Raw genomic sequence first — 22,216 nt, 5'->3', positions numbered from 1 at the left:
TTCTGGATGACCCCGACTTCTTACATTCATAGCCCCGACATTGGAACAAGATAAACGCCAATGCTTTTTATGTATATGGCAACACAAACAACCCTCCTCCTGATAAAGGAATAGGGTTAATTTGTTCATGATCAATTAATATGTTCCTGTTTTTCCAGCCATTTCTTCATTTTCGTTTGAATTTTCGAGGATGGAATTTTCATCCCTCTCTCAATGTTACTGACATATGGGGCTGATATCTCCAGTTCTTCTGCTAATTGATATAAAGAGAGGTTGAGTTTTTTTCTTGTGATTCTTATTTGCTCACCAATATGATCGCTGCTCTTCAGGTTAGCCGGTTCTTGCTTTGCAAGACGATTGCCAGTGTTTGTTTTTTGTTTCTTTTCTATGGAGCGATATTGCTCTTTTATGATATCAGGCGGTTCTATTAATATCATCGAATTCAGCCAAATACTGGCCCATCCTTTATAATCGGCTATGGATTCATCCCACTTTTCATAATGCCATGATGCAATAACGCCATCATCCAGTAGAACATCCAAAGCTTTCTCGAAACGTTCCCTAGTTCGAGATGGTGTTCGGTCATTTAATTTTTCACCGATCGATTCCAATAGGGTACTGGTTTTATTCGGCTGTAAAAAGTCTCCTTTTCTTGCTTGGGTCCTCCAACGCCAGCTTAGATATCTTGTAAGCCGTTTTTCCCGAAGCTGCCTATATGGATTATATTGAAGTGCTTTTATTGAAAGTAGGGCAACTTGTCGTGCAGAACCATTAAGATATTTGGCGAAAACCTTATCGATCGTGAACGTTATCTTTTTCCTGTCTGCTTCTTCTGATATATCATATTCAACGCCATTACGATCTTTAAAGATAAACGTCCTCCCTTGTAGTTTTGTCTGAACAGGCTTACCTTTTTCATAGATGGTAGCTTTGTTAATGTTAATCCATATGCTTTGTATATTTGTAAGCGATTTCAAAATTTGAGCACGCTGTTTTGACTCGTAACCACCTCGACGCCCAAACCCACCAAGTTTTGGCTTTAATCCTCGAATTGAAAGGAGGTCATTTAAATAAATTTCCACTGTTTCCTCATTATGAGCAGCCTTTGACAGGAAAAGGCTGCAAAGAGCATCAAAAACATCTACATCCACATCAGATAAAGAGTGGACTCGGTTCCAGGCTTCTTTCACATTCGTCTGCCCATAGGTTATATGATCGTTACCAAAAGGGATTATTTGTATGAAGCCTTCTGTATTACCCTTTAATATTGGGGTTGCAGGCCAAGGAATGTTTCCAATGATTTCGAAATTTTTTTTATAAATTGCATCTCTAACTGACTGATATGGAGCACTATTCATAACAAGCAAATGATCTTGGACGGTAAAGTTGAAAGTAAAATCCCTCATTGTGGATAATAATAAATCTGATGTCTGAAAATCCCTCTTAAAACATAGCAGGTTTTCTATCTTTTCGATCGTATTGTTTTCGATATTAAATTCACTCATGATTTTATCGATCCACTCTTTAATATATTCATTAACGATATCTGTTACTCTCGATAAAAATCCAGTGTTTTCAGTAAAATGTTTTGTGAGATGCTCGTAAAATAACTTATTTAATGCTTGATCATCAAGTCTTTCCATTTCATTAAGGCCTATTGATAAGGCTATTTCTTCAAGGACCCATTCTTTTACTAGCAGTCTAAACCAGCTGTAAAATTCCTCCCAAACCGATCTCTCTGCCAAAAAAGTTTCATTTTTTAATTTTTTTTCCATTTGGTAAATTGAATCTTCCATTAAATGTTTTTCTTTTAAAACAGCATGATTTTTTGTAGAAACCCTTTCATATTCACTTAATAGATAGAATACGACATGTTGGGCAATATGTGACAATGTTTCGTTTCTCGCCGTTAACCTCAGTTTGGCAAATAGCTCTTCATTCTCTTTATATGCTTGTTCCCAAATAACAAAACTTTTATTGTTCAATCCATCTTTAAAGGTTAGAAACCCCTTCGAATTTTTTAATTTGTGTGTTTTGAATTTATTATTGAAATCATGATATTGATTGTTTTGCTCATATATGCAAAGAACCAAAAAATTATTAATTTTGCTTGACCAGCGTTTCGATAAATACTTAAGGCTCTCATTCTTTTGGTTCGGTTCCATTTTTCCACTCTGTCTATCATTGCTATTCAACATGAATACCTCCTAGTTCAAACTGCGTCTAAATACAAAGTACTCAGTGTGTTTAGATAAAAAAAGTCGTGATATTTTAACTGCAACTAAAATATTTTTAGTTTTTTTTTATATATTCCATATAAAAATGAAAAATCCTTCCATACATTATAGGTGTAACGGCCCCATTTCCTGAATAAATGTATCTAGTAAATTATATTCAATATCTTCTGAATCACCCTTGGCGAAAGATTCTGATTGGCAGCGCTATCACTTCCATTCCTGGGATAAAAATCTTAACAATTGCAGTTTTTACAAGGAATCATCCATTGTCACTAATACCCCGTAAGGTAATATATTATGTTCATAAAAAATCAATAATAGGAATTTTAACCCAGGACCTTTCCCCTTTTCTCAATCGTATAAATATTCAAAAAAATGTCGAGTTGAGTCATCACTCCTTTTACCCTTATACTAGGGTAGAAAAATCGAAGGAGGAATTACATATGAAGAAGGAAATTTCAATTATTGGTGTGCCGATGGATCTTGGTCAAACTAGAAGAGGAGTAGATATGGGGCCTAGTGCCATTAGATATGCAGGGTTGAGTGAAAGACTTGAAAACATTGGCTATACTGTCCGTGATGAAGGTGATATTAAAGTAGAAATACAGGAAAGAGCACAAAGTGATAGTGACACAAATTTAAAGAATCTGCAGGACGTAGCAGAAGGTAATGAAAAATTAAGTCAAAAAGTGGATGAAGTCATCCAAGCAAATCGTTTTCCTTTAGTTTTAGGTGGAGATCACAGCATTGCTATCGGGACATTAGCCGGTTTAGCGAAGCATTCTGAAAACTTAGGGGTAATATGGTATGATGCACATGGAGATTTAAATACTGCCGAAACATCCCCATCAGGAAACATACATGGTATGTCCCTAGCAGTAAGTTTGGGCCTTGGCCACCCTGCACTGACTAAAATTGGCGGATATTCTCCAAAAGTCAAACCAGAGAACATTGTCATCATTGGTGCCCGTTCTTTAGACCAAGGTGAAAAAGAGTTAATCAGGGAAAAAGGAATTAAAGTCTATACTATGCATGAGATTGATAGAATGGGTATGACAAAAGTGATGGAAGAATCGATTGCCTACCTGAAAGAACGTACGGACCTTGTCCATTTATCACTTGATCTTGATGGTCTTGATCCAGATGATGCACCAGGGGTAGGAACGCCTGTAATGGGAGGTATTAGTTACCGCGAAAGCCATCTTGCCATGGAAATGCTAGCTGAAGCTAATATCATTACATCAGCAGAGTTTGTTGAGATAAACCCAATATTGGACGAGCATAATAAAACGGCTGAAGTTGCTGTCGCATTAATGGGCTCATTGCTTGGGGAAAAATTATTATATGGAGCGGAAGATCATATCACTCCTGATTTATTGGCTCATGTTAAATAATCGGACTCTATGATTTTGATAGAAATATAGAGAGTTCGTTAAAGTGATGCTCCATAGGGAAAAGCCCATACTTCTTTTATGAGCTTCTTCCCATTGGCGGATGATCGACATGAATCAATTTACATCCCTAGTTTCCTGACGCTTGGCTTCTCTTTCTTTATTAAGCGGCGCTTTCGAAATTAATTCTGCATAGGTACCTATGTTCATTGAATGATGCTTCTTTAATGCAGAAGTAATCTCTTTTCGGAGGGAATTCGACATCATCTAAGAATCAAAATCAAAAGCTATTAGACTTGTAAGAACACAAATTCCCTAATAACGTCCCAACATAAATGAAACCGTTTGCACCCATCAGGTAAAGGAGTTTTTCAATGAAAACAGCAGAAAATCAACCAAATGAATTAAAACGGAGCATGAAAGCAAGACATTTATTTATGATTTCAATAGGGGGATGTATTGGTACGGGCTTTTTCATCGGTTCAGGCTATACCATTCATGAAGCAGGAGCCTTCGGTGCCATCCTCTCTTACATAGTCGGCGGCTTCATCATGTATTTAACGATGCTTTGCCTAGGTGAACTATCCGTTGCCATGCCTGTTTCCGGTTCGTTTCAGACATATGCGACTAAGTTCATCGGTCCAGGAACCGGGTTTGCCATCGGATGGCTATACTGGTTAGGTTGGGCCGTTACAGTCGCCTTAGAGTTTCTGGCAGCAGGACAGCTAATGCAAAGATGGTTTCCTGAATCACCCGTATGGATGTGGTGTGCAATCTTTGCTTTTCTCATCTTTTCACTAAACGCCTTATCAGCAAAGGCATTTGGCGAATCGGAGTTTGTTTTTTCCAGCATAAAAGTATTGGCCATCATTCTTTTCATCATCGTTGGCGGTGCTGCTATGTTTGGTATGATTGATATGAAAGGTGGACAAGAAGCTCCATTTTTCTCAAACTTTTTCGCTGAGGGTCTTTTCCCCAATGGGATATCGGCCCTGCTAATCACAATGATTACAGTGAACTTTTCCTTCCAGGGCACTGAATTAATCGGAATAGCCGCTGGAGAAAGTGAAAACCCGGAAAAGGTCATACCAAAATCCATCAAACAAACCGTTTGGAGAACCCTTTTCTTCTTTGTTCTTTCTGTCACAGTACTTTCAGCGCTGATTCCAAGGGAAAAAGCCGGTATCTCAGAAAGTCCATTCGTTGTTGTACTTGATAGTCTCGGAGTTCCGTATGCAGCTGACATCATGAACTTCATCATTCTTACAGCACTATTGTCAGTGGCGAACTCCGGTCTTTATGCTGCGACACGTATGCTCTACTCGCTTTCAAGGGAAGGTATGGCAAGTCCGAAGCTCGGTTTGGTGAATAAGAGAGGGATTCCGCTCAATGCCCTGCTCATCACCCTGGCGATTGCCGGTTTGTCTTTACTTTCAAGTGTAGTAGCTGCGGATACAATATTTGTCTTTCTTCTTTCCCTTGCAGGGTTAGGTGCACAAATTGGCTGGATTGCCATTTCGGCTAGTCTTCTTGCTTTTAGAAGATCCTATACCCGCCAAGGCGGAAAGATAGAAGATCTGAAATTTAAAGTTCCGCTATACCCATTCATCCCCATACTTGCATTAATAACAAACTGCATCGTAATGATCAGTTTAGCATTTGTTCCTGAGCAGCGAATGGCCCTTTATTGCGGGGGAGCATTCTTCATTGGATGTTATGCGGTTTATCACTTTAGAGTGAAGAAAATCAAGAAAATTGAAACTCCCAAGCAGGAAGTTGAATTAAATGCCGGTAAAAAAATGGTCATTTGATCCGGAATACCGTGGAGTATAGTTAGTGGTGAAAAGCGATCTTTGGCTTTTCAAAGAAGAAATACCCTGGATGTAATCACACCCAGGGTATTTCTTTTATATAATCACCATTTCCTGCATAGCTAGTCAATTGTAAACCGCTGTAAGAACTCTTCCTTTTCCCTTCCAGCTTTTTTAGTTCCACAAACTATACCCTGACTATAATAATGCGCATATAATAGGAAGTTAAATTTCCAGCTCCATCTAGGCAATAAAAACAAAAATCAAAACAAAAAAAATCATCTTAATCGATGATTTTATATTGTGCAAATTCCTTTAATTTAGGCAGGATTGGCTCTAAAATTTCCTTGGCTATGTAATCGGTATCCAATCCAATGAAGCGTTCACTTTCCATGTCGACCGATCTGGCATTTTCCGGGTCATCACAAAAAATGAACGATATGATTCCGTTCTCTTCCGTCATATCTACATACTTAAATGTAATGTCATGTTTCGTAAGACAACTTTCAAACGCAATGCACAATTCATCTATATTTGATTGACTAATAGATGTGAATTTCATATTGATCATCCCCTCTGCTAAAGGATAGCAAAATAAAGCATGAATTTCAAAGCGAAATTCATGTCCCATTCTTATATTCATGATTCATCTGACACTTTTGAAAAGAAAATGACATAAAAACTTGCCCTTGTTTGTAATTTCACCATATGAAGCCATTTGATGAAGATGTATGGGTAAGGATTTCCCCATTATAAATGAATGTAACCAATCGATTTCATACAATTTTCCACCTTTATCCTGATTTAATTTTTAAGCGATTAATAAGGATTGCCATAGGCATAACCGCATTTTGTATCGCCGGGATATGCAGTTCCTCATGAATATTCCATGGCATGTCTCATATCTATATACAAACACCTTGTTAGGAGTGGTCCAACATGAAGTCTTTTTATAAAGGAACGCTCATTTTGATTGTTGCAGCGTTTTTTGGTGAATGTATCGAATTTTTAGTGAACATGCTCCTAGCCAGGGAATTACACGAAGAGGGCATGGGGCTTTATATGTCCATATTGCCAATTTTCTTTTTGATATATGTGATCGCCAGCCTTGAATTACATATTTCCATTTCAAAATTCGTCGCGGAAAATAAACAGGCAATGCATTATAATCTTATCGTTCATGCACTTAAAATGGCTGCAGTCGTCGTATTGGTAATGTGTGTAGTCATGCCTTTCATACTTTCCTTCTCATCCATAATGGACAAATACCATCCCTATATTAAATGGCTGCTCATCACAGTGATCCCAATAGTTGCCTTTTCGTCGATTGCAAGAGGCTATTTCATGGGTGTCCAGCAAATGGGGAAGATTGCTTTTTCCAACTTTTTGAAGGATATCATTCAATTCGGCTTGCTTTTCCTTATCTTTAACTTATTTCATTTTAACCAGGAAAAGTCATTATTGATGGCCTTTTTTGTTTTGATTGGCAGTGAGTTCCTCGTTTTTCTATACTTGATCAACCTTTTGATTCTTCAAATGCGAATCATGAGGCGCGGTACAAACTCACGGACAACCGGTAAACATGCCCGGCAAAAGTTATTGGCGGTTTCGCTGCCCACCATGGGGTTAAGGATCTTTCATGCGATAACAAATGCGATCCAACCTTTTTTGATCCACACTGCCCTTCTCTCGGCAGGATTCGGTGCGGTAGTGGCTACAGAGCATTTTGGGATGCTTACTGGAGTAGCGATGACGATCGGCTTCTTCCCAGCCTTTATCGCACATTCCTTAATGATCATGCTCATTCCGAATGTTTCGAATGCTTACAAAAGGCAGGATAAGGAAAAATTGAGGGTTTTATTGCAAAAATCGATGTCTTTCACCGTACTGTATGGAGTTCCGGCTGTGATCTTCATTTATTTCTTTGCGGAACCTTTGACCTCCCTCTTTTTTTCTTCAACATCTGCCGCGTACTATTTAAAATTATTATGTCCTTATTTCCTTTTTCATTTTTTTGTCATTCCCATGCAAGCCTATCTCATCGGCCTTGGTTTAGTGAAGGATGCTTTCATTCATACCGTATGGTCCCATATTGTTGCCTTTTTAATGATGTATATCCTAGGCTCCCAGGCTTCTCTTAATATGGGAGGAATCATTTTAGGAATGAATACTGGTGCTGTATTGTTAACTTTCATGCACTACTTGACCATTTGCAAAAAAATCGGCATAAGCATCTTACTGACGAAATCAAGATCGATATCGATAAAGTGAGGCAAAAACCAAAGCAAAATCTCTTGCTGTTATTGATATATAAAGATTTAGATTAAAAAAATTGAGCCTTTCCCTGTACATATCACCTTCGTTACTGTATATTTCAACATACTTGGGTAATAATCAAGTAAAATGGTTTAAACTAACCATACAATAGTAATGGAGTGATTTCATGAGTAAAGCTAAGGCTAAGAGCGGAACGGGTAAAGGTACCGGCACAGGAACGGGCAAGAAGGGCTGGAATCGTTGGAAAACAAGTGCCAATAAGAAAAAAAGCGCCAAACCATATGTAAGTAAAGGCGTCAAACATTCCAATGACTCAAAAGCATCCGGTCATGCTGAAGGTGACAAGACAGATAAATAATTGCTTGTCCTAAAGCCCATAATTTTATGTTTGTTCCATATTCTCATACAGGGTGTTAAGTGATCTGTATGAGAGAAATGGGTCTTATATATAACAAACCACGGGCGATATCCATATCACGCCTATTATACATATCATCAAAAAAGACACTCCAATTCCCGGTAGTGTCTTTCACTTTTTTAATATTTTCTTTTTATCTAAATTGGCTTTTGGGTTTAATGGCATTGATTTTTTTCGGGGAAAAATCTGTACGGAAGCCATTAGTGGCTTTTTTAACAGAGTCTGTAACTGAATGTATGACTTCACCAACATCCTGTGCAGAATCCAATAATGGTTCAACCGTTTTCATTTTAGTTTTTACATCGTCTGTGATTTCATTTGCAGTTTGCAATAGTTGTTTCGATTCGCCGGATAGATCATGGATGGCATTTCTCACTTCAGCCAAGGTTTGATTGGCTTCTCCTATCGTGGCCATTCCCTTTTGAAGGGTACTGATTAAAAATACGACTAACCAAATGAAGGCTAAGGCTATCGCAGCCACACTATATTCAATAATCATGATAAAGCTCCCCCTCTAAAATAAATGATAGAAACGATTGCTTCAAATATGTTAGTGTATCCCGGGGTGCCTGTTTTTAATGTTAAATGGTACTACTTGATTTTGATTTGAACCCCCTCAGCTTCAGTTCGAGTCAAAGGAGCTGTCGGAGCGGATAGCTCCTTGTGGCGGCCTTCCAAACTGGCTTCTTTCATGGAATTGGTTACGTTATGAATCATTTCCCCAACATCTTGAGCGGATTCTAGCAATGGATCGACATTTTCCATCTTCCCTTTTACATCCGCTGTAATTTGATTGGCAGAGTGGATCAATTGTTTGGACTCTTGCGTCAATCCATGTACTGCATTCCTTACCTCTTCCAGTGTCTTATTTGTTTCTTCAAGCGTTCCCATTCCTTTACGCAGCGTCTGGTTGACATTATATATCAAATACACGACGGCTCCGGAGACACTGGCAACACTTAATTTAATAAACATTTTCATATATCCACTCCCTTCATTTAAATTTATGCACTGTCCCTTCCATTCATTCCCTAAAGCCCATCACTTGTCCGTTCAGTTTTAATGAACCTTTTACCTTTATCCTAAAAGAAGTTTAAAGGGTAGTTTTAAGGTTAATAGTAAGGGTGAGACCATATTTAGGAGGAGATTTGTTCATGTCACATGAGTATCATTCATCTGTTATCCAAACTTTAAATGATTGTATGACCGCGTGTAATCATTGATACGACGCATGCTTAAAAGAAGATCATGTAAACATGATGGTGGAATGCATTCGCTTGGATCGGGAATGTGCGGATATTTGCTCTTATTTAGGACAGGCGATCGAGAGAGGAACACCGTTTATTTCAGAGTTGGCTGAAGTGTGTGCCAAGATTTGTGAAAGCTGCGGAAACGAATGTAAAAAACACGATCATGAACATTGTCAAAAATGTGCTGAGGCCTGCTTGAGATGTGCAGAAGAATGCAGAAAATTAGTTGCTTGATGTAAGGAATAGCAATTAAGCAATTCCTTTTATTATCCTCCCCCCTTACCTACCTATTATTTTGTTAGTACTATTAAAGGATGATGATATTAATGATATATTCTATCGAGGTATATGTTGAAATTTATATACCAAGAAATTTTAACAATACGAAAAACATATATTGAAAACCGCCCTTTTTAGGCACACTAGTATTAAAAACAGGAGGATATTATGACACCTCGGAATGTTCCTGCTAAAGATGATGCAGAAGTGAAAGATACCACGGCTTCACCTGATAAGGAAAGCGAAACAGCCAAACTCAATCGGTTACTAGGTGCGGTCATGCGATATTTATCAGATGATGAGCAAGAAGAAATTGATATAGAGTATCTTCTCGAAAACACCGAAGGACTGCGTGATTGGTGGAGCGAATATAGGGAGCTTGATCGAAAACGGATCGAAGAAGAAATAAAAAATTCCCTGACGAACCTATCCCTTGAAGAACTTGAAAACATCCGTGAACAAATCCGCACAAAGGAATAATAAAAAAATCCCTGGATCGGGATTTAACCTAATCATGCAGGGAATTTTTCTTTCCTATTATATATAAACACATAATTTTTTGTATTTACGATCATGCGACACCATAAATCCTTTATTCAACACTCAAAGCCCTTAGTTCCAGTTGATCGATCATGTAATCCACTAATGCATTTAATGGATTTAAAACTGCCTTTCCCGTCTCAAGCTCATAACTAATAGCTGCTTCGACCATTGACAGTTGAGCCACCGACATCGGTCTTTCTTCGTTATTAAACTTGTAAAGGAAGTTCATGATTTCCTGGTTATATTTCTCTCCCAATCCCTGCATAATCAATTCAAAGGCATTGTCGATAATGATAACTTCAAAATCCACAGCGGCATATTCTTCAGCTTGGGCATTTAAACGTTTGATTGTTCCTTCAACAGTTGCTGGGTTCGTGAATAAAATCTTTTGCGGTTGCTGCAATTGGCAAATTTGCTCAAAATATGGTTCATCGATTTTAATGATAGGCATGGGTAAGGATAGTTGTTCTTCGTTTAAAAAGGCGATGTAGTTTGTACAGGTTATCAGAATGGCATCCACTTTACATTCGGCAATCCATTCGACTTGTTCTTTTACCCTTTTTTGAGCATCCGAATTGTTAAAAGTTGCATCAGATGACACCCGATGCATCAATCCCGGTTCAACAAAATGAAGCCATTCAATATCAAATTTCGAGAATGCGGCTTCGATGTATTTTATATTTGTATAGTGTGCATGCAAACAGCCTATCTTTTTTTTCATAAATCTCCCGCTTTCATCAATTAGTATTCTGATTATTCTAACACAAAAAAGCGGCGGTACATTGACCGCTCCGGGAAAAACGATCATTTGACATAGCCCTCTCCTTTCATTATCGGGGGCAAAAGACTGCTTCTTTGAGCCAGAAGGCTCAGTTGGTATGAATCCTACTCTCGAGCATATATTTATCAAGTCGATAGCAAGAGGTATCATCAGGAAAACGGAATAAAAAAATTATCAAAAAGAGAGAATTAAACTGTAATAGTAGATAAAAAATATTTATATTGGAGAGTGTTCACCATTCTTTATTTAATTGCGATTATTTTCCCTCCATTAGCCGTATTATTAGCTGGTAAACCCGTTCAGGCAGTGCTAAATTTGGTCCTCACACTATTTTTTTATGTACCTGGTTTAATTCATGCAATCTTAGTGGTGCATGATAAGAAAGCTGATAAACGAATGAAGCAGCAAGCAGCAATTATTTCTAAATCGAAACAAACAACTAAGTGATTTAGACAACCACTAATAACCCGAATGAAGCACCAAGGTGCATCTTATTCGGGTTATTACTATCGAAAGATTCGTTTAATTGAATCTGTGCGTCTTCCTAAGCCCTCTATGATAACAAGCGTCACATATTTGAAAACGCGAGTCATCCGGCAGCCTTTTTCCACAGCGCTTGCATTTTTTTTGATAATTCAACATTTCGTCTTTTAACTGATCATGAACGCCATCACTGATTTCTTCACGGATACGCTCCCAATAAACAGCTTCGGTCCTCTTGCCCATGCGATATAAAAATAATAGATGAAGACCTATCGCTTTATAAGATAGCTCCAATTCCTCCAGATTCCTTGTTTTGATGACCGGTTCAGGAAGGTCACTGTTCTCGGCAATCGCTTCGACAGTCTCCAGCCACTGTCTGATAAGACTTGGTTCTTTTGCGGAAAATGGAATATGCAGGAAACCATATAAATCCATTAATGAAAAACGCGCTTCGATTTCAGTATCCCGTATTAGTTCGTAAAGCTCCCTTTCTTCCGATAGTGATGCCTTTTTCGTGCCTTTAGGGGGCTCAAACCTCTCCCACATTTCGAAAAATGTCCCTAGGTTCCGGTAATATTTTTGAAAACGTTCAAATACAGCAGAAGTTGGGGCGATTGTAAAGGTTTGAACTGGCTCATCAACTTGTTCCAGCAACTTATTCATGATTTTGATATCTGCTGTAAATGCTACCTTTCCAGTGTCATAAATCCCCTTTCTACCCGCTCGACCTGCGATTTGTTTGATTTCTTGAGAAGTCAACCTTCTTCTTCGTGTCCCGTCGAATTTTTCATTTTCAAGAAAGACGATACGGCGTATTGGCAAGTTCAATCCCATTCCAATTGCATCGGTGGCAACCACAACTGATGTTTCACCGCGATTGAATAGTTCTATTTGCCGTTTCCTATTTTCAGGAGGCATACTTCCGTATATCATGCTCACATTATGTCCACTCTCTTTTAGCCGGGACGCGGTCTCGAGTACCTGCCTTCTCGAAAAACAAATAAGCGCATCTCCTTTTTTCGTATACTTCAGACCAAACTCCCTTTGTTCTACCTCAAGCGGTATTTCCCGTCTGTATTCGTGGAGTTCCAAATCAGCTTCATTCAGAAGGTTCAGAAGCATCTTTTTGATATTATTGCTCCCGATAATGTGTACTTCTTTCGCATTAGCTTGCGTGATTGCCCTAAACCATGAAAAGCCTCGATCTTTATCGGCAATCATTTGGGCTTCATCTATGACGATTACTTCGTGGTAATCCTTTTCATGAAACATTTCAACGGTGCTGGAGACATGTTTAGCACCCGCCACTGCCTTTTCTTCTTCACCTGTTTTTAATGAGCAAGGTACACCGTCAGCATTTAATTTATCAAACACTTCAAGGGCCAGCAGTCTAAGTGGAGCTAGGTACAAACCGCTTTCAGCTTCTTTCATTTTTTCCAGGGCCTTATGCGTCTTCCCGGTATTTGTCTCTCCTATATGCAAAACATATCGAACTTTTTTCCCTAATGATGGAGTATAGGCCTTACCGATGATGTCATCGATCATCCTTTGCTCTTCTGCCAGCTTCCTGGCTTGCTCTGCCAATACTTCAGCTTTTCTTCTCTCTCTGTTCTCCACGTCTTTTTCGTATATTTCTTCGTGCAATGTTTCATTAAAAGGAATTCCTTCCAGCTTCAGTAAATCAGAAAGGTATTCTTCCTGAAGTTCATCAAAACAGGACTGAGACAAATCGGCCAATTCATCGCTTAGTATACCTTGAAGGGCATCAACCGTCAGCCTTTCCCCATATGACTCTAAAAAATCATGATGCAGTGCGGCAGATAGATTGTTCAAGTATTTGTCAGGGGCTAATTTCATTATGAAATCCGAAACTAATCTTTCATACCTGAAGAAGTAATTTTCATATTCATAACGGTTCCTTCCCCAACCGACTAACGAGTGAATATCGCCTGTCAGCTCTTCAAAAAAATCAGTGACCATTAAGTATTCGGCAGCTTGAAAGTCCCCCTCTTCCACCAATTGTTCTTCAAGCAAGTATGGATCGACATATTGGAATTTAGGCTTATTCTTAAGATCTTTTGTCAATATACCGGCAATATAATACCTGGCATGTAAATATAATAGAAGGGAGTTATTTTCGAAAAATGTATTTGCCTCTTCTTGAAGCCTCGCACGTATTTTCCAACGCTGCTTGGCAAGCCGCTGTTCTTCTTGTCGCCTAAAGAATTTTTCCCTTGCATTTTTATATCTCTTTTCCCAATCTTCCTGATTGTCAGCAAAGGTTTTTTTAATCCATGTTAAGCTATCAAACGGACGATACTTCTTTAATTCGTTCCGGAACATGCTATTGATCAGTTTATGATCTGAACCTTCCGTTACAAAGCCCCTTTCGCTTAAAAATGCCTTTTTTTCCTTTCTGGGCACATCATTTGACGCTTTATTTATCCAAACATTTATCCAAATTTGCTCTATAAAGGTCGTCCTGTCCGATATATATGCTGAATAAGAAGGCATTGTCTCTTGATTCTCTAAATAAAAATCCATATCCTGGATTATTTTTTCCTTTGTATTCTCAATCGCAATAGGATATATACTTTCTAATTTTCCCATAATGATCCCCTTTTGAATTATCCAATATGTACTTTAATACTTCCTTTTATCCTCCCCAAATTATTGTTTAAAATGAGCGTGGGTATATTCGTTTTATCTATTTAAATTCAAGTGCTCTGTTATCATGAGAAGGTTAAGAAATGCCAAATACTATTCTCTCCAAGGTAAATATGCAAAAGCTACCAAATATGTACATCGGAGTTACTCTTACCAATTCATTTAAAGTATAATTCATGAAGAATAGACTGATCATTGATTTGGAATTTTTGGTTTATGCCCATCCCGGAAACCTGGAAATGGATACATAGGTTTAGTAATTTTGTAATCAGGTAAATTAAAATTTAATCATATTAAAAAAAAGCCGAAAATAAAGTAAAGGTCAATTTTTAAACTTTCTCGATAACATTATTCATCCATAAAACGAATCCATCCCCTTAATTGAGTTTAGTGGAAATTCGGACAACTGTCACGGTATTGAGATTCCGATTTTGTGTCCTTGGCGTTCAATATGAGAATTAACATCCGGAAATCTAAAAAGACTATAAATAAATGAGGAGCCTGAGAATGATTCAGCAAGATATCAACTATTATAAGAATTTCGATTCCATCGCTAAAGAAGTATTAGCACTATTAGATCAAACCATTGAGGTCAATACATTCTTCGTTTCTATATTGAATCCGATACATAGTTTCATGATCAAATCCTTAAATAGGAATGCAAAGTTGATTTGTGAAGGTGACATCCTTCCTTATAATATGGTTTATTGCAAATTAGTTGCTGAGAATGGCTTGGAACCACTCGTTATCCCGAATTTGGGGGAACATGAATTGACTAGTTGTCACCCCGTAACGAAGCTTATAGGAAATGGGTGTATTATGGGAGCTCCCCTTACTATTGAGGGTGAAATCATTGGAACATTATGTGCATTCGACATTAAACCTCATGATTTTAAAGAATATGATCTGATCCTCATTAAGTCTATGGCAGCTTTGATTAGTCATACCATCAATCTTGAAAAAGGGATTATCAGGGATCCTTTGTCAGGTCTATATAATCGGAACTTCATTTATAATTATTTTGATTATCATAAAGATAAAACAAACGATGAAATGGCTCTTCTTTACATCGATCTTGATCATTTTAAATTTTTCAATGATTCCTATGGTCATGATACTGGTGATGAAGTTATTAAAAAGGCAGCAAAATGTTTTTTGCAAGCCGTTCCAGAGGGCAGTCATGTGGCTCGAATTGGTGGTGATGAATTCATTGTATTATTACATCCAGCACATTGTGAGGATTTAATGAAAAGCACTCAGCAAAACGCTGAATTAATATTGAACCTTTTATCCACCATGCCCATTACCATTAATGGAAATGATCAATTTGTATCAGCTAGCATAGGGATAAGCTTTTACCCTCATCAAGGTACGGAAATGGACTCACTTTTGAAAAAAGCGGACCGTTCCATGTATATGGCTAAGAAATCCGGCCGTAAGAATATTCAATACTACCACCCGCAGTGATTATCTTAAAAATAAAAAAACCAGTTCTCCTTAGAGACTGGCTTTCTTTTACCTTAAAAAAATCCAACGTTTAGCTTTCAGCCTTTGCAAAAGCTTGAGCAGATCAGCATTTCCCTTATGTATCCGTTTTTCGGATGGTGAAGCGGAGGGGATCGGGATGTTAACTCTCTCGGGTTTTTTGTTCATATTCTGAAAGACCCTTCCTATTCTTTGATTTTGAATAGTATATGCGGGTTTTCCATTAAATATCATAAGGAAAGGAAAAACCCCTTCCCCTTATAAAACATTTTTTAACCGGCTGAAGCGTGCAGCTTTTTCTTTTTGATTCAGGATAATGCGTTCGTTCTGTTTCATCACTTTTTTAGTGTGGGGACTTAAACCTACATCAGGTATTTTCACCTGTGGTTTGATTACGGCAACTGACACTTCATTGCCGGCTTTATCATAAATGCTCATTTATCCTCACCACCTGGTTTTTGTTTTATGACCATATCGAACATCATGATTAGTAATGCTATTAATAAACAATCGACTTCTGAAACGAAGCTTTCCGATTTAACGTCAAGGATATAGGGTTCCATCAAAATGCTTACTGGCTGCAAAGCCATTTTTTCTTCATCATTATAATACGTATCTTCTCTTTCCAATGTAGCACGGATGTTACTGCCATTCAAGTTCGGATGCCCATTAATCACCAATTGCTTGTCCTGTTCCGTTTTGAAAGGAAGAATTTTCACGTTCATCCCTTCCTTAGCTGCATATGCTTGAAGGAGAATGCTCAAATATGCCAAGTATTCCTTATTCGATTGATAATACTCAGGTATTCCTTCTTTCTTTAGGAGATGAAACATATTTTTGACCTTTTCCCTATTATCCGTTAAAAGTTTGTCACTTTCCGCAACCGCTTTTGTTGCATAGGACAGCTCGTTATCGCCAATCTTCGATATATACATGCTCAAGAATACAAACATATCAATAAGGATGAATACGATAGCCATAATCAAGAAATTTTTCCACTCATTAAAAATGCTCATCGGATAGAAATTCCAATAAATCAAAGCTCCCAGTACAAAAATGATATACCAGGTTTTTCGAATCGCTTCAATCCTTTTACTTACCTTGTCCTTATATTTCCAAGAAAGTATGACATATGCCAATAAAGCAATAAATACTACCCATACAAAGACTCTGAAAAACATTAACAATCGATTTATCACCCTACCCTTCAGCAGCTACATTCATTATCCCGCTCTCTATATTATTCATTATATATACCTCTATTCCCTGCCTAAGACGGGTGAAACTTAAACACTTGCCAGAAGTTTTCACTAGCTGAATGACATCATAGTAAATAACCCCATATATTCTGTGATATGATATGTTTTAATAAAAAGGCATGATTAATATGGGAGGAAACTATCATGATGAAAATTATTAAGATCCTCATTTCTTTTTTTATAATATTATTACTTTTTTTAAACCTCTATCCTCCACTTGGAAGACGGACAAACAAAGAAAAAGTGAGAAGTTTCACTACAAAAGAGAATTTTTCCAAGGGAAAATTCCAAAATCAAATTCCAGCCAGTCAAGCGATGAGTCTTAAGCATACTGGTTCGATTTTACGTGATTTCATAAAACCTAATCCAAAAAGGAGGCCCGACCAGCCAATCGTACTTGGAACAAAAGAACCTGTATCTATGAATTCCAATATAATCACCTGGTTTGGTCATTCTGCATTCATGTTGGAGTTAGATGGGAAAACCATTTTAGTGGATCCCATGTTTGGCAAAGCACCAACCCCCTTTCCTTGGTTCGGGAACAAGCGTTTTAGCGGGGAGCTGCCTATTGATTTGGATATGCTGCCTCCTATCGACGCCGTCCTGCTCTCACATGATCACTACGATCATTTGGATTATTACTCAATAAAGAAACTAAAGGATAAGGTCAGTCAGTTCATTGTTCCACTAGGTGTCGGCGGACACCTTGAAAGATGGGGAGTTAAACAAGAACTGATTCAGGAACATAATTGGTGGGATGAGGTTTCATTCAAGGGTTTGCGATTTGTCTGCACGCCTGCAAGGCATTTTTCTGGAAGAAGTTTACGCGATGGCAATACGACACTTTGGTGCTCTTGGGTAATTAATGGAAAACAAGAAAAGGTATTTTTTAGCGGAGATAGTGGATATGGCAGCCATTTTAAAGAAATAGGCGAAAAATTCGGGCCTTTTGATATAACTTTAATGGAATGCGGCCAATATGATGAACGCTGGTCAACCATCCATATGATTCCAGAAGAAACTGTACAAGCACATATAGATGTACAAGGAAAACGGATGCTCCCCATTCATTGGGCTGGTTTCACATTGTCTTTTCATGACTGGACAGATCCGATAGAACGGGTAACAAAAGCGGCCAATGATCTTGGAGTCCAGGTCTGCACACCTCAAATAGGCGAACCAGTGGTCATTGGTTCAACGGATTTCCCTCAAACAAGATGGTGGAAATGAAAAAGATCCATCCCAAATGGGATGGATCTTTTTCATTCATTCACAGTTTCCCTTCATTATATTCAAGATTCACTTTTATTGAATGCTCTTTCTTCACTCCAAAATAATTCGTTCCTATTACACCTAAAATGATTAGTATCGAACCCAATATATCGTAGATTGTAATCTTTTCATTTAAAATGAGAGCCCCTGCTGCAATCGTGACAACAGTGGAAAGATTTGCAAACACACTCATTTGGGACGCTTTGATTTTTGATAAGATCGTATTGGATAATAACGAAGTGACCAATGAAGCCAATATTCCCAAATACAAAATGGAACTGATGAATTCGATGCTCGACCATGGTGTAAAGAAATTCGGCATCGTTCCTTGTTTTAAGTGGGTGAAGAGCGCAGCTACGTTAAAAATGACAAAGCCTGTTCCCATCATGAAAAAGGACATTTCACCTGGTGTATAGTCCTTGGCAAGGGAACGGGTCATCGTTGTATAACATGCAGTTGCAATACAGGATAGCAGGATCAACACCATCCCTAGCATGTCGGAAAAATTGATTGTGCTCCCTTTCATCACAAAAATGAATAATACCCCAACTACGGACAAGACAATCGAAAGTTTTTGATATAAAGATGTTTTCTCCTTAAGGAAATATCCAGCTATCATCAATGTTAGAATCGGGGTGACCGCAGACAGAATTCCAGCATCGGTGGATTGCGAATACTTAAGTCCGAAAGTTTGAAAGGCAAAGAAAAGAGTTGGGAATAACAAAGATAACGGAACAAGATTTTTAACCGACTCCCAGGAATAGTTCACCTTAATGACTTTAAAGACGACCAGGAATAAAATGATGACGAAAGAAACGGAGAACCGGAACGCCAAAGTATCCAGCGGATTCGATTCTGCAATCGCCATTTTCGTAAATAAGAAAGATAGGCCGACAATACTTGAATGAATTAGCGCTAACATGTATGCAAATGTTCGGGTTTTCATGGCTGCAACTCCTCAACTAAATTACTATATTCCTATTTAGGTATAGTACCCTTTGCATCTGTATTGCAATCCAAGTTAGAGTCAAAAAATAAATATGGCATTTTTTTAAGCTAAACTGTTCAACTATCAACAAAACCAACCTTTTAAAAATAACTTTTTAAAGATTAAGATCATTTTCATGCCTTAATGGAATGCTCCAGTTAACTTTCAATTATTAAGAACTCTTTAAAGTATGTCATTTGCAGTTTCATATATGATAAAATTTCAAGCAGGAAGAGAGGTATACATATATGTTAGTTACTACCGTAATATTCCTTATGGCTGGTCTAGCTGAAATTGGCGGCGGTTACCTTATTTGGCGTTAAGAGAAGGTAAATCCATTTATCTAGGTTTAGCCGGAGGTTTTGGGTTGGTGTTATACGGCATCATTGCAACTTTCCAAACGTTCCCTACCTTTGGACGTGTTTATGCTGCATATGGCGGGGTTTTCATCGTTTTATCGGTTTTATGGGGATGGGGCATCGATAAGAAAACCCCTGATTTATATGATTGGATTGGAGCTTTAATCTGCTTGGTTGGAGTTTCAGTCATTATATGGGGCCCTAGACAGTAAAGGAATTAAAGGGCATAAAGGCCCTTTAATTCTTTTACCAAGATCTCCACTTGTTGATTGGGCCTATCTTCATTTGAACATTTTCATAAAGTGATTAAGCTGGGTGTTTATTATATCAACTTTTTTTCCTGCCTGTTGGCGGTCATATTACTGAAGTTATCCTGAATGAACCAAATCGCCATTGCTGCAATGATGCATGGTATGGCAAAAGCTAAAAAATTGACTTGCAAGGATAACTTCATATCAAGCAGGACCCCGCAGAAAGTAGGAGCGAGTATTCCGCCAATTCTGCCGATACCCAATGCCCATCCGACTCCTGTAGAACGGATTTCATTCGGATAATACTGAGATACATATGCATTCGTTACAATTTGTGTACCTGTTGTCGTACCTCCTGCAATCGCAATCAGTATATAAAGCATGATCATGCTTGGCTTGAAGCTCAGCATCGTAAGGGTAATGAATCCAATGACCAAGAAAGTAACCAGAATCCTCTTGGAACCATATCTGTCTGCAAGCTTCCCTCCAACGATCGCTCCAAAAACCGCTCCAAGGTTCAATACGACTAAGAATGTCAGGCTTGAACCTAATTCATATCCTGCCCCTCCCATGATTTTTGGAAGCCATGTACTCAAGCCATACATTACGTACAAACACATGAAAAATGCAATCCAGAACATGAGCGTGCTTAAAGTCCTCTCATTTTTGAATAACTGTTTTACTGGAAACCCTTTCATTTCACTTTTGAGTTGCTCCTGAAGAACATAATGATCATTCATCGTATATTGACCGTTTACATTCACTTGATTCAGAACGTCCATCAATTTGCGTTTTTTATTATTTTTCATGAAAAAACTTATTGACTCTGGCAACAATTTATATAATATTGGCATGAATATTAATGGAAGTGCACCGAGCCAAACCACTGCCCGCCAACCAAAGTTCGGAATCAGGTACATCGCTCCCAGTGATGCTACAACTCCCCCTAGAGCGTGCCCGCTGAACATGATCGCTACCAGGGTACTTCTAAGTTTTTTAGGGCATATTCAGTAATGATTGCAATTAGATTAGGCATGACTCCTCCCAAGCCTAGTCCTGCAATAAAACGCTGTATTCCAAAAGATATTGGATCATCGGCGAAACCTGAAGTAAATGTAAATACGGAAAAAATGATCGTACAAATCAATATGACTTTCTTTCTGCCGGATTTATCGGCCAGCGGCCCAAAGACCAACGCTCCTATCATCATTCCAAACAAAGCATAGCTGCTGAATAACCCTGCCTCTACGGCAGTTATCCTCCACTCCGCCATCAAAGATGGCAGGATCGTCCCAAGCATGAACATATCATACCCGTCACAGATGATGATAAAGATACAGCATAATAAAATCTGTAAATGAAAACGGTTAAATTTTTGTTCATCCATCATTTCAGACACTTGGATCGTGCGCATTTCCTTCCCCTCTTTCTGCTATTCCTTTTGACGTAGTCTTAAGGATTTCTCTTTTTTTGGTTCGAGCTAACATTTAATTACATAAAAAATTATACGTATATAGAACTATGTTCACTATATATTAACTTAGTTTTCAGAATATTGTCAATAATCATTGTTAATTTGCCTATTAATCAACAAAAAAACCCTCTTATCGAAGAGGGTTCAGGCTATAGACAAACTTGGAAGAAACTCCAGCTTACCTACAATATTTCTTTAAACATTTCAGTTGATTTCAGAAATCCGCTTCCTATCCGCCAGCTGTTTGTCAAGCCTCCTCAGCGTAAGCGGCTGTGGGGTCTTGGCTACAGCGATTTTCAAGGAGTTCCATCCATTAGAACCAGTACATATAGTACTGATATATTTATTGCCATACCATTAAACCTATTCATTCACTTCCTTAATTAGCGCTGAACAGAATTTATGTGTTGAATATAGTATATTCCTTCTTCATGTTTTCCTCTTTGTACACGCTTATAATCTAACAAAAAACATGGGCGAACTGAACATAACTCTTATGACTATCAGTGCAAAGGAAAGAGTTATCCCCTATATGGCCATTAAAGAGCTTATTCTTGATGTGTCATTCTGCCCTTCCATAGTTTACCTTGTTTAATTTACCTTTGTCTATCCCATTCCGAACCCCTTTTGGACACAAACTAAGCCCTCTTATCAAAGAGGGCTTTTTAATGAAGATAAGATTAAGCGTCCAAGGCTTCTTTACGCTTTCTTTTCCTTGATTCTGTTATAAGATCATAACCCAGATAAAGGATAATGGCTCCGCCTAACAATTTAACATATAACGGAATGTCCGCTACAAAGAAATAAATCATAGAGAATAATGTCCCTATAATGCTTAACCAAAAAATTACATGTTTTAAAATTTTCAAAGTAATGACTCCTCACAAAAGATGAGATTAATTTATAGTTCGCTCCACTTCAAGGAGGAATTAATTATCCATATCATCATTCTAACATTTATTCTTAATATTAAGAGTGACTCATATTGCGA

At 38.0% G+C, this 22,216-nt stretch carries 19 protein-coding genes and 4 pseudogenes; 10 read left to right on the top strand and 13 right to left on the bottom strand.

The window, feature by feature from the left end; genetic code table 11:
- Positions 1-131: 131 nt before the first annotated feature.
- A complete protein-coding gene (locus ACWF5P_RS22810) occupies positions 132-2,195 on the bottom strand; it encodes a helix-turn-helix domain-containing protein (RefSeq protein ID WP_452445327.1) in 2,064 nt (687 codons plus the stop codon).
- A 485-nt stretch (positions 2,196-2,680) separates the two neighbouring features.
- Here ACWF5P_RS22810 and rocF point away from each other — a divergent pair, with 485 nt between their 5' ends.
- Together rocF and ACWF5P_RS22800 are read left to right on the top strand one after the other, a co-directional pair.
- A complete protein-coding gene (gene rocF / locus ACWF5P_RS22805; protein WP_101222081.1) occupies positions 2,681-3,631 on the top strand; it encodes an arginase in 951 nt (316 codons plus the stop codon).
- Positions 3,632-4,002: 371 nt separating this feature from the next.
- Entirely contained in the window at positions 4,003-5,439 is a 1,437-nt protein-coding gene (locus ACWF5P_RS22800) for an amino acid permease (RefSeq protein ID WP_096339573.1), read from the top strand.
- A 283-nt stretch (positions 5,440-5,722) separates the two neighbouring features.
- Here ACWF5P_RS22800 and ACWF5P_RS22795 read toward each other — a convergent pair whose 3' ends face one another.
- Positions 5,723-6,001 (bottom strand): hypothetical protein, encoded by a 279-nt coding sequence (locus ACWF5P_RS22795; RefSeq protein WP_157830982.1) that lies wholly within the window; start codon positions 5,999-6,001, stop codon positions 5,723-5,725.
- 377 nt (positions 6,002-6,378) lie between these two features.
- On the opposite strand from ACWF5P_RS22795, the gene ACWF5P_RS22790 reads away from it, so the two are divergent.
- Positions 6,379-7,710, top strand: a complete 1,332-nt coding sequence (locus ACWF5P_RS22790; RefSeq protein WP_101222079.1) for an oligosaccharide flippase family protein — start codon at positions 6,379-6,381, stop codon at positions 7,708-7,710.
- A gap of 172 nt (positions 7,711-7,882) precedes the next feature.
- The gene (locus tag ACWF5P_RS22785) at positions 7,883-8,074 is read left to right on the top strand and encodes a DUF3934 family protein (RefSeq protein WP_101222078.1); all 192 of its coding nucleotides are present in this window, start codon (positions 7,883-7,885) and stop codon (positions 8,072-8,074) included.
- A 193-nt stretch (positions 8,075-8,267) separates the two neighbouring features.
- On the opposite strand, the gene ACWF5P_RS22780 is transcribed toward ACWF5P_RS22785, so the two are convergent.
- Together ACWF5P_RS22780 and ACWF5P_RS22775 are read right to left on the bottom strand one after the other, a co-directional pair.
- Positions 8,268-8,633, bottom strand: coding sequence for a DUF948 domain-containing protein (locus ACWF5P_RS22780; RefSeq protein WP_452445326.1), 366 nt, complete (start codon positions 8,631-8,633; stop codon positions 8,268-8,270).
- Between the two features lie 92 nt (positions 8,634-8,725).
- Positions 8,726-9,115 (bottom strand): DUF948 domain-containing protein, encoded by a 390-nt coding sequence (locus tag ACWF5P_RS22775; RefSeq protein ID WP_101222076.1) that lies wholly within the window; start codon positions 9,113-9,115, stop codon positions 8,726-8,728.
- A 173-nt stretch (positions 9,116-9,288) separates the two neighbouring features.
- On the opposite strand from ACWF5P_RS22775, the pseudogene ACWF5P_RS22770 reads away from it, so the two are divergent.
- Both ACWF5P_RS22770 and ACWF5P_RS22765 read left to right on the top strand, forming a co-directional pair.
- A pseudogene (locus tag ACWF5P_RS22770) lies at positions 9,289-9,618 on the top strand (four-helix bundle copper-binding protein).
- A 213-nt stretch (positions 9,619-9,831) separates the two neighbouring features.
- The gene (locus tag ACWF5P_RS22765) at positions 9,832-10,143 is read left to right on the top strand and encodes a hypothetical protein (RefSeq protein WP_434169533.1); all 312 of its coding nucleotides are present in this window, start codon (positions 9,832-9,834) and stop codon (positions 10,141-10,143) included.
- A 112-nt stretch (positions 10,144-10,255) separates the two neighbouring features.
- Here the strand turns inward: ACWF5P_RS22765 and ACWF5P_RS22760 are convergent, their stop codons facing one another.
- Positions 10,256-10,927 carry a hypothetical protein gene (locus tag ACWF5P_RS22760; protein WP_452445325.1) on the bottom strand — a complete coding sequence of 224 codons (672 nt, stop codon included), beginning with the start codon at positions 10,925-10,927 and terminating at the stop codon, positions 10,256-10,258.
- Between the two features lie 297 nt (positions 10,928-11,224).
- Here ACWF5P_RS22760 and ACWF5P_RS22755 point away from each other — a divergent pair, with 297 nt between their 5' ends.
- The gene (locus ACWF5P_RS22755; protein ID WP_101222258.1) at positions 11,225-11,434 is read left to right on the top strand and encodes a YqaE/Pmp3 family membrane protein; all 210 of its coding nucleotides are present in this window, start codon (positions 11,225-11,227) and stop codon (positions 11,432-11,434) included.
- A 75-nt stretch (positions 11,435-11,509) separates the two neighbouring features.
- Here ACWF5P_RS22755 and ACWF5P_RS22750 read toward each other — a convergent pair whose 3' ends face one another.
- A complete protein-coding gene (locus tag ACWF5P_RS22750) occupies positions 11,510-14,080 on the bottom strand; it encodes a helicase-related protein (protein ID WP_452445324.1) in 2,571 nt (856 codons plus the stop codon).
- Between the two features lie 564 nt (positions 14,081-14,644).
- Here ACWF5P_RS22750 and ACWF5P_RS22745 point away from each other — a divergent pair.
- The gene (locus ACWF5P_RS22745) at positions 14,645-15,604 is read left to right on the top strand and encodes a sensor domain-containing diguanylate cyclase (protein ID WP_452445323.1); all 960 of its coding nucleotides are present in this window, start codon (positions 14,645-14,647) and stop codon (positions 15,602-15,604) included.
- A 276-nt stretch (positions 15,605-15,880) separates the two neighbouring features.
- Here ACWF5P_RS22745 and ACWF5P_RS22740 read toward each other — a convergent pair whose 3' ends face one another.
- On the bottom strand, positions 15,881-16,060 hold the full coding sequence (locus tag ACWF5P_RS22740; RefSeq protein ID WP_101222070.1) for a hypothetical protein: 180 nt from the start codon (positions 16,058-16,060) through the stop codon (positions 15,881-15,883).
- On the bottom strand, positions 16,057-16,803 hold the full coding sequence (locus ACWF5P_RS22735; protein WP_230176571.1) for a type II toxin-antitoxin system SpoIISA family toxin: 747 nt from the start codon (positions 16,801-16,803) through the stop codon (positions 16,057-16,059). The genes ACWF5P_RS22740 and ACWF5P_RS22735 overlap by 4 nt, the downstream gene beginning before the upstream one ends.
- A 222-nt stretch (positions 16,804-17,025) precedes the next feature.
- Here ACWF5P_RS22735 and ACWF5P_RS22730 point away from each other — a divergent pair, with 222 nt between their 5' ends.
- Complete coding sequence (locus ACWF5P_RS22730; protein ID WP_434169528.1) at positions 17,026-18,111, top strand: MBL fold metallo-hydrolase; 1,086 nt, start codon at positions 17,026-17,028, stop codon at positions 18,109-18,111.
- Between the two features lie 40 nt (positions 18,112-18,151).
- Here ACWF5P_RS22730 and ACWF5P_RS22725 read toward each other — a convergent pair whose 3' ends face one another.
- Complete coding sequence (locus ACWF5P_RS22725; RefSeq protein WP_452445322.1) at positions 18,152-19,099, bottom strand: DMT family transporter; 948 nt, start codon at positions 19,097-19,099, stop codon at positions 18,152-18,154.
- Between the two features lie 290 nt (positions 19,100-19,389).
- Here ACWF5P_RS22725 and ACWF5P_RS22720 point away from each other — a divergent pair.
- Positions 19,390-19,712: pseudogene (locus ACWF5P_RS22720) on the top strand (YnfA family protein).
- Positions 19,713-19,822: 110 nt separating this feature from the next.
- Here ACWF5P_RS22720 and ACWF5P_RS22715 read toward each other — a convergent pair.
- The 4 genes and pseudogenes from ACWF5P_RS22715 to ACWF5P_RS22700 form a co-directional block, all read right to left on the bottom strand.
- Positions 19,823-20,272, bottom strand: a complete 450-nt coding sequence (locus ACWF5P_RS22715) for an MFS transporter (protein WP_452445337.1) — start codon at positions 20,270-20,272, stop codon at positions 19,823-19,825.
- A 15-nt stretch (positions 20,273-20,287) separates the two neighbouring features.
- Positions 20,288-21,051: pseudogene (locus ACWF5P_RS22710) on the bottom strand (MFS transporter); the annotation flags it as partial.
- A 548-nt stretch (positions 21,052-21,599) separates the two neighbouring features.
- Positions 21,600-21,806: pseudogene (locus ACWF5P_RS22705) on the bottom strand (IS1595 family transposase); the annotation flags it as partial.
- Positions 21,807-21,905: 99 nt separating this feature from the next.
- Positions 21,906-22,094, bottom strand: coding sequence for a hypothetical protein (locus ACWF5P_RS22700; protein ID WP_063233876.1), 189 nt, complete (start codon positions 22,092-22,094; stop codon positions 21,906-21,908).
- Between the last annotated feature and the right edge of the window lie 122 nt (positions 22,095-22,216).

Source organism: Peribacillus sp. NPDC055009 (genome assembly GCF_053608705.1).
Note: the sequence above shows the minus strand (reverse complement) of the source record. Positions and strands in the feature narration are given on the sequence as shown.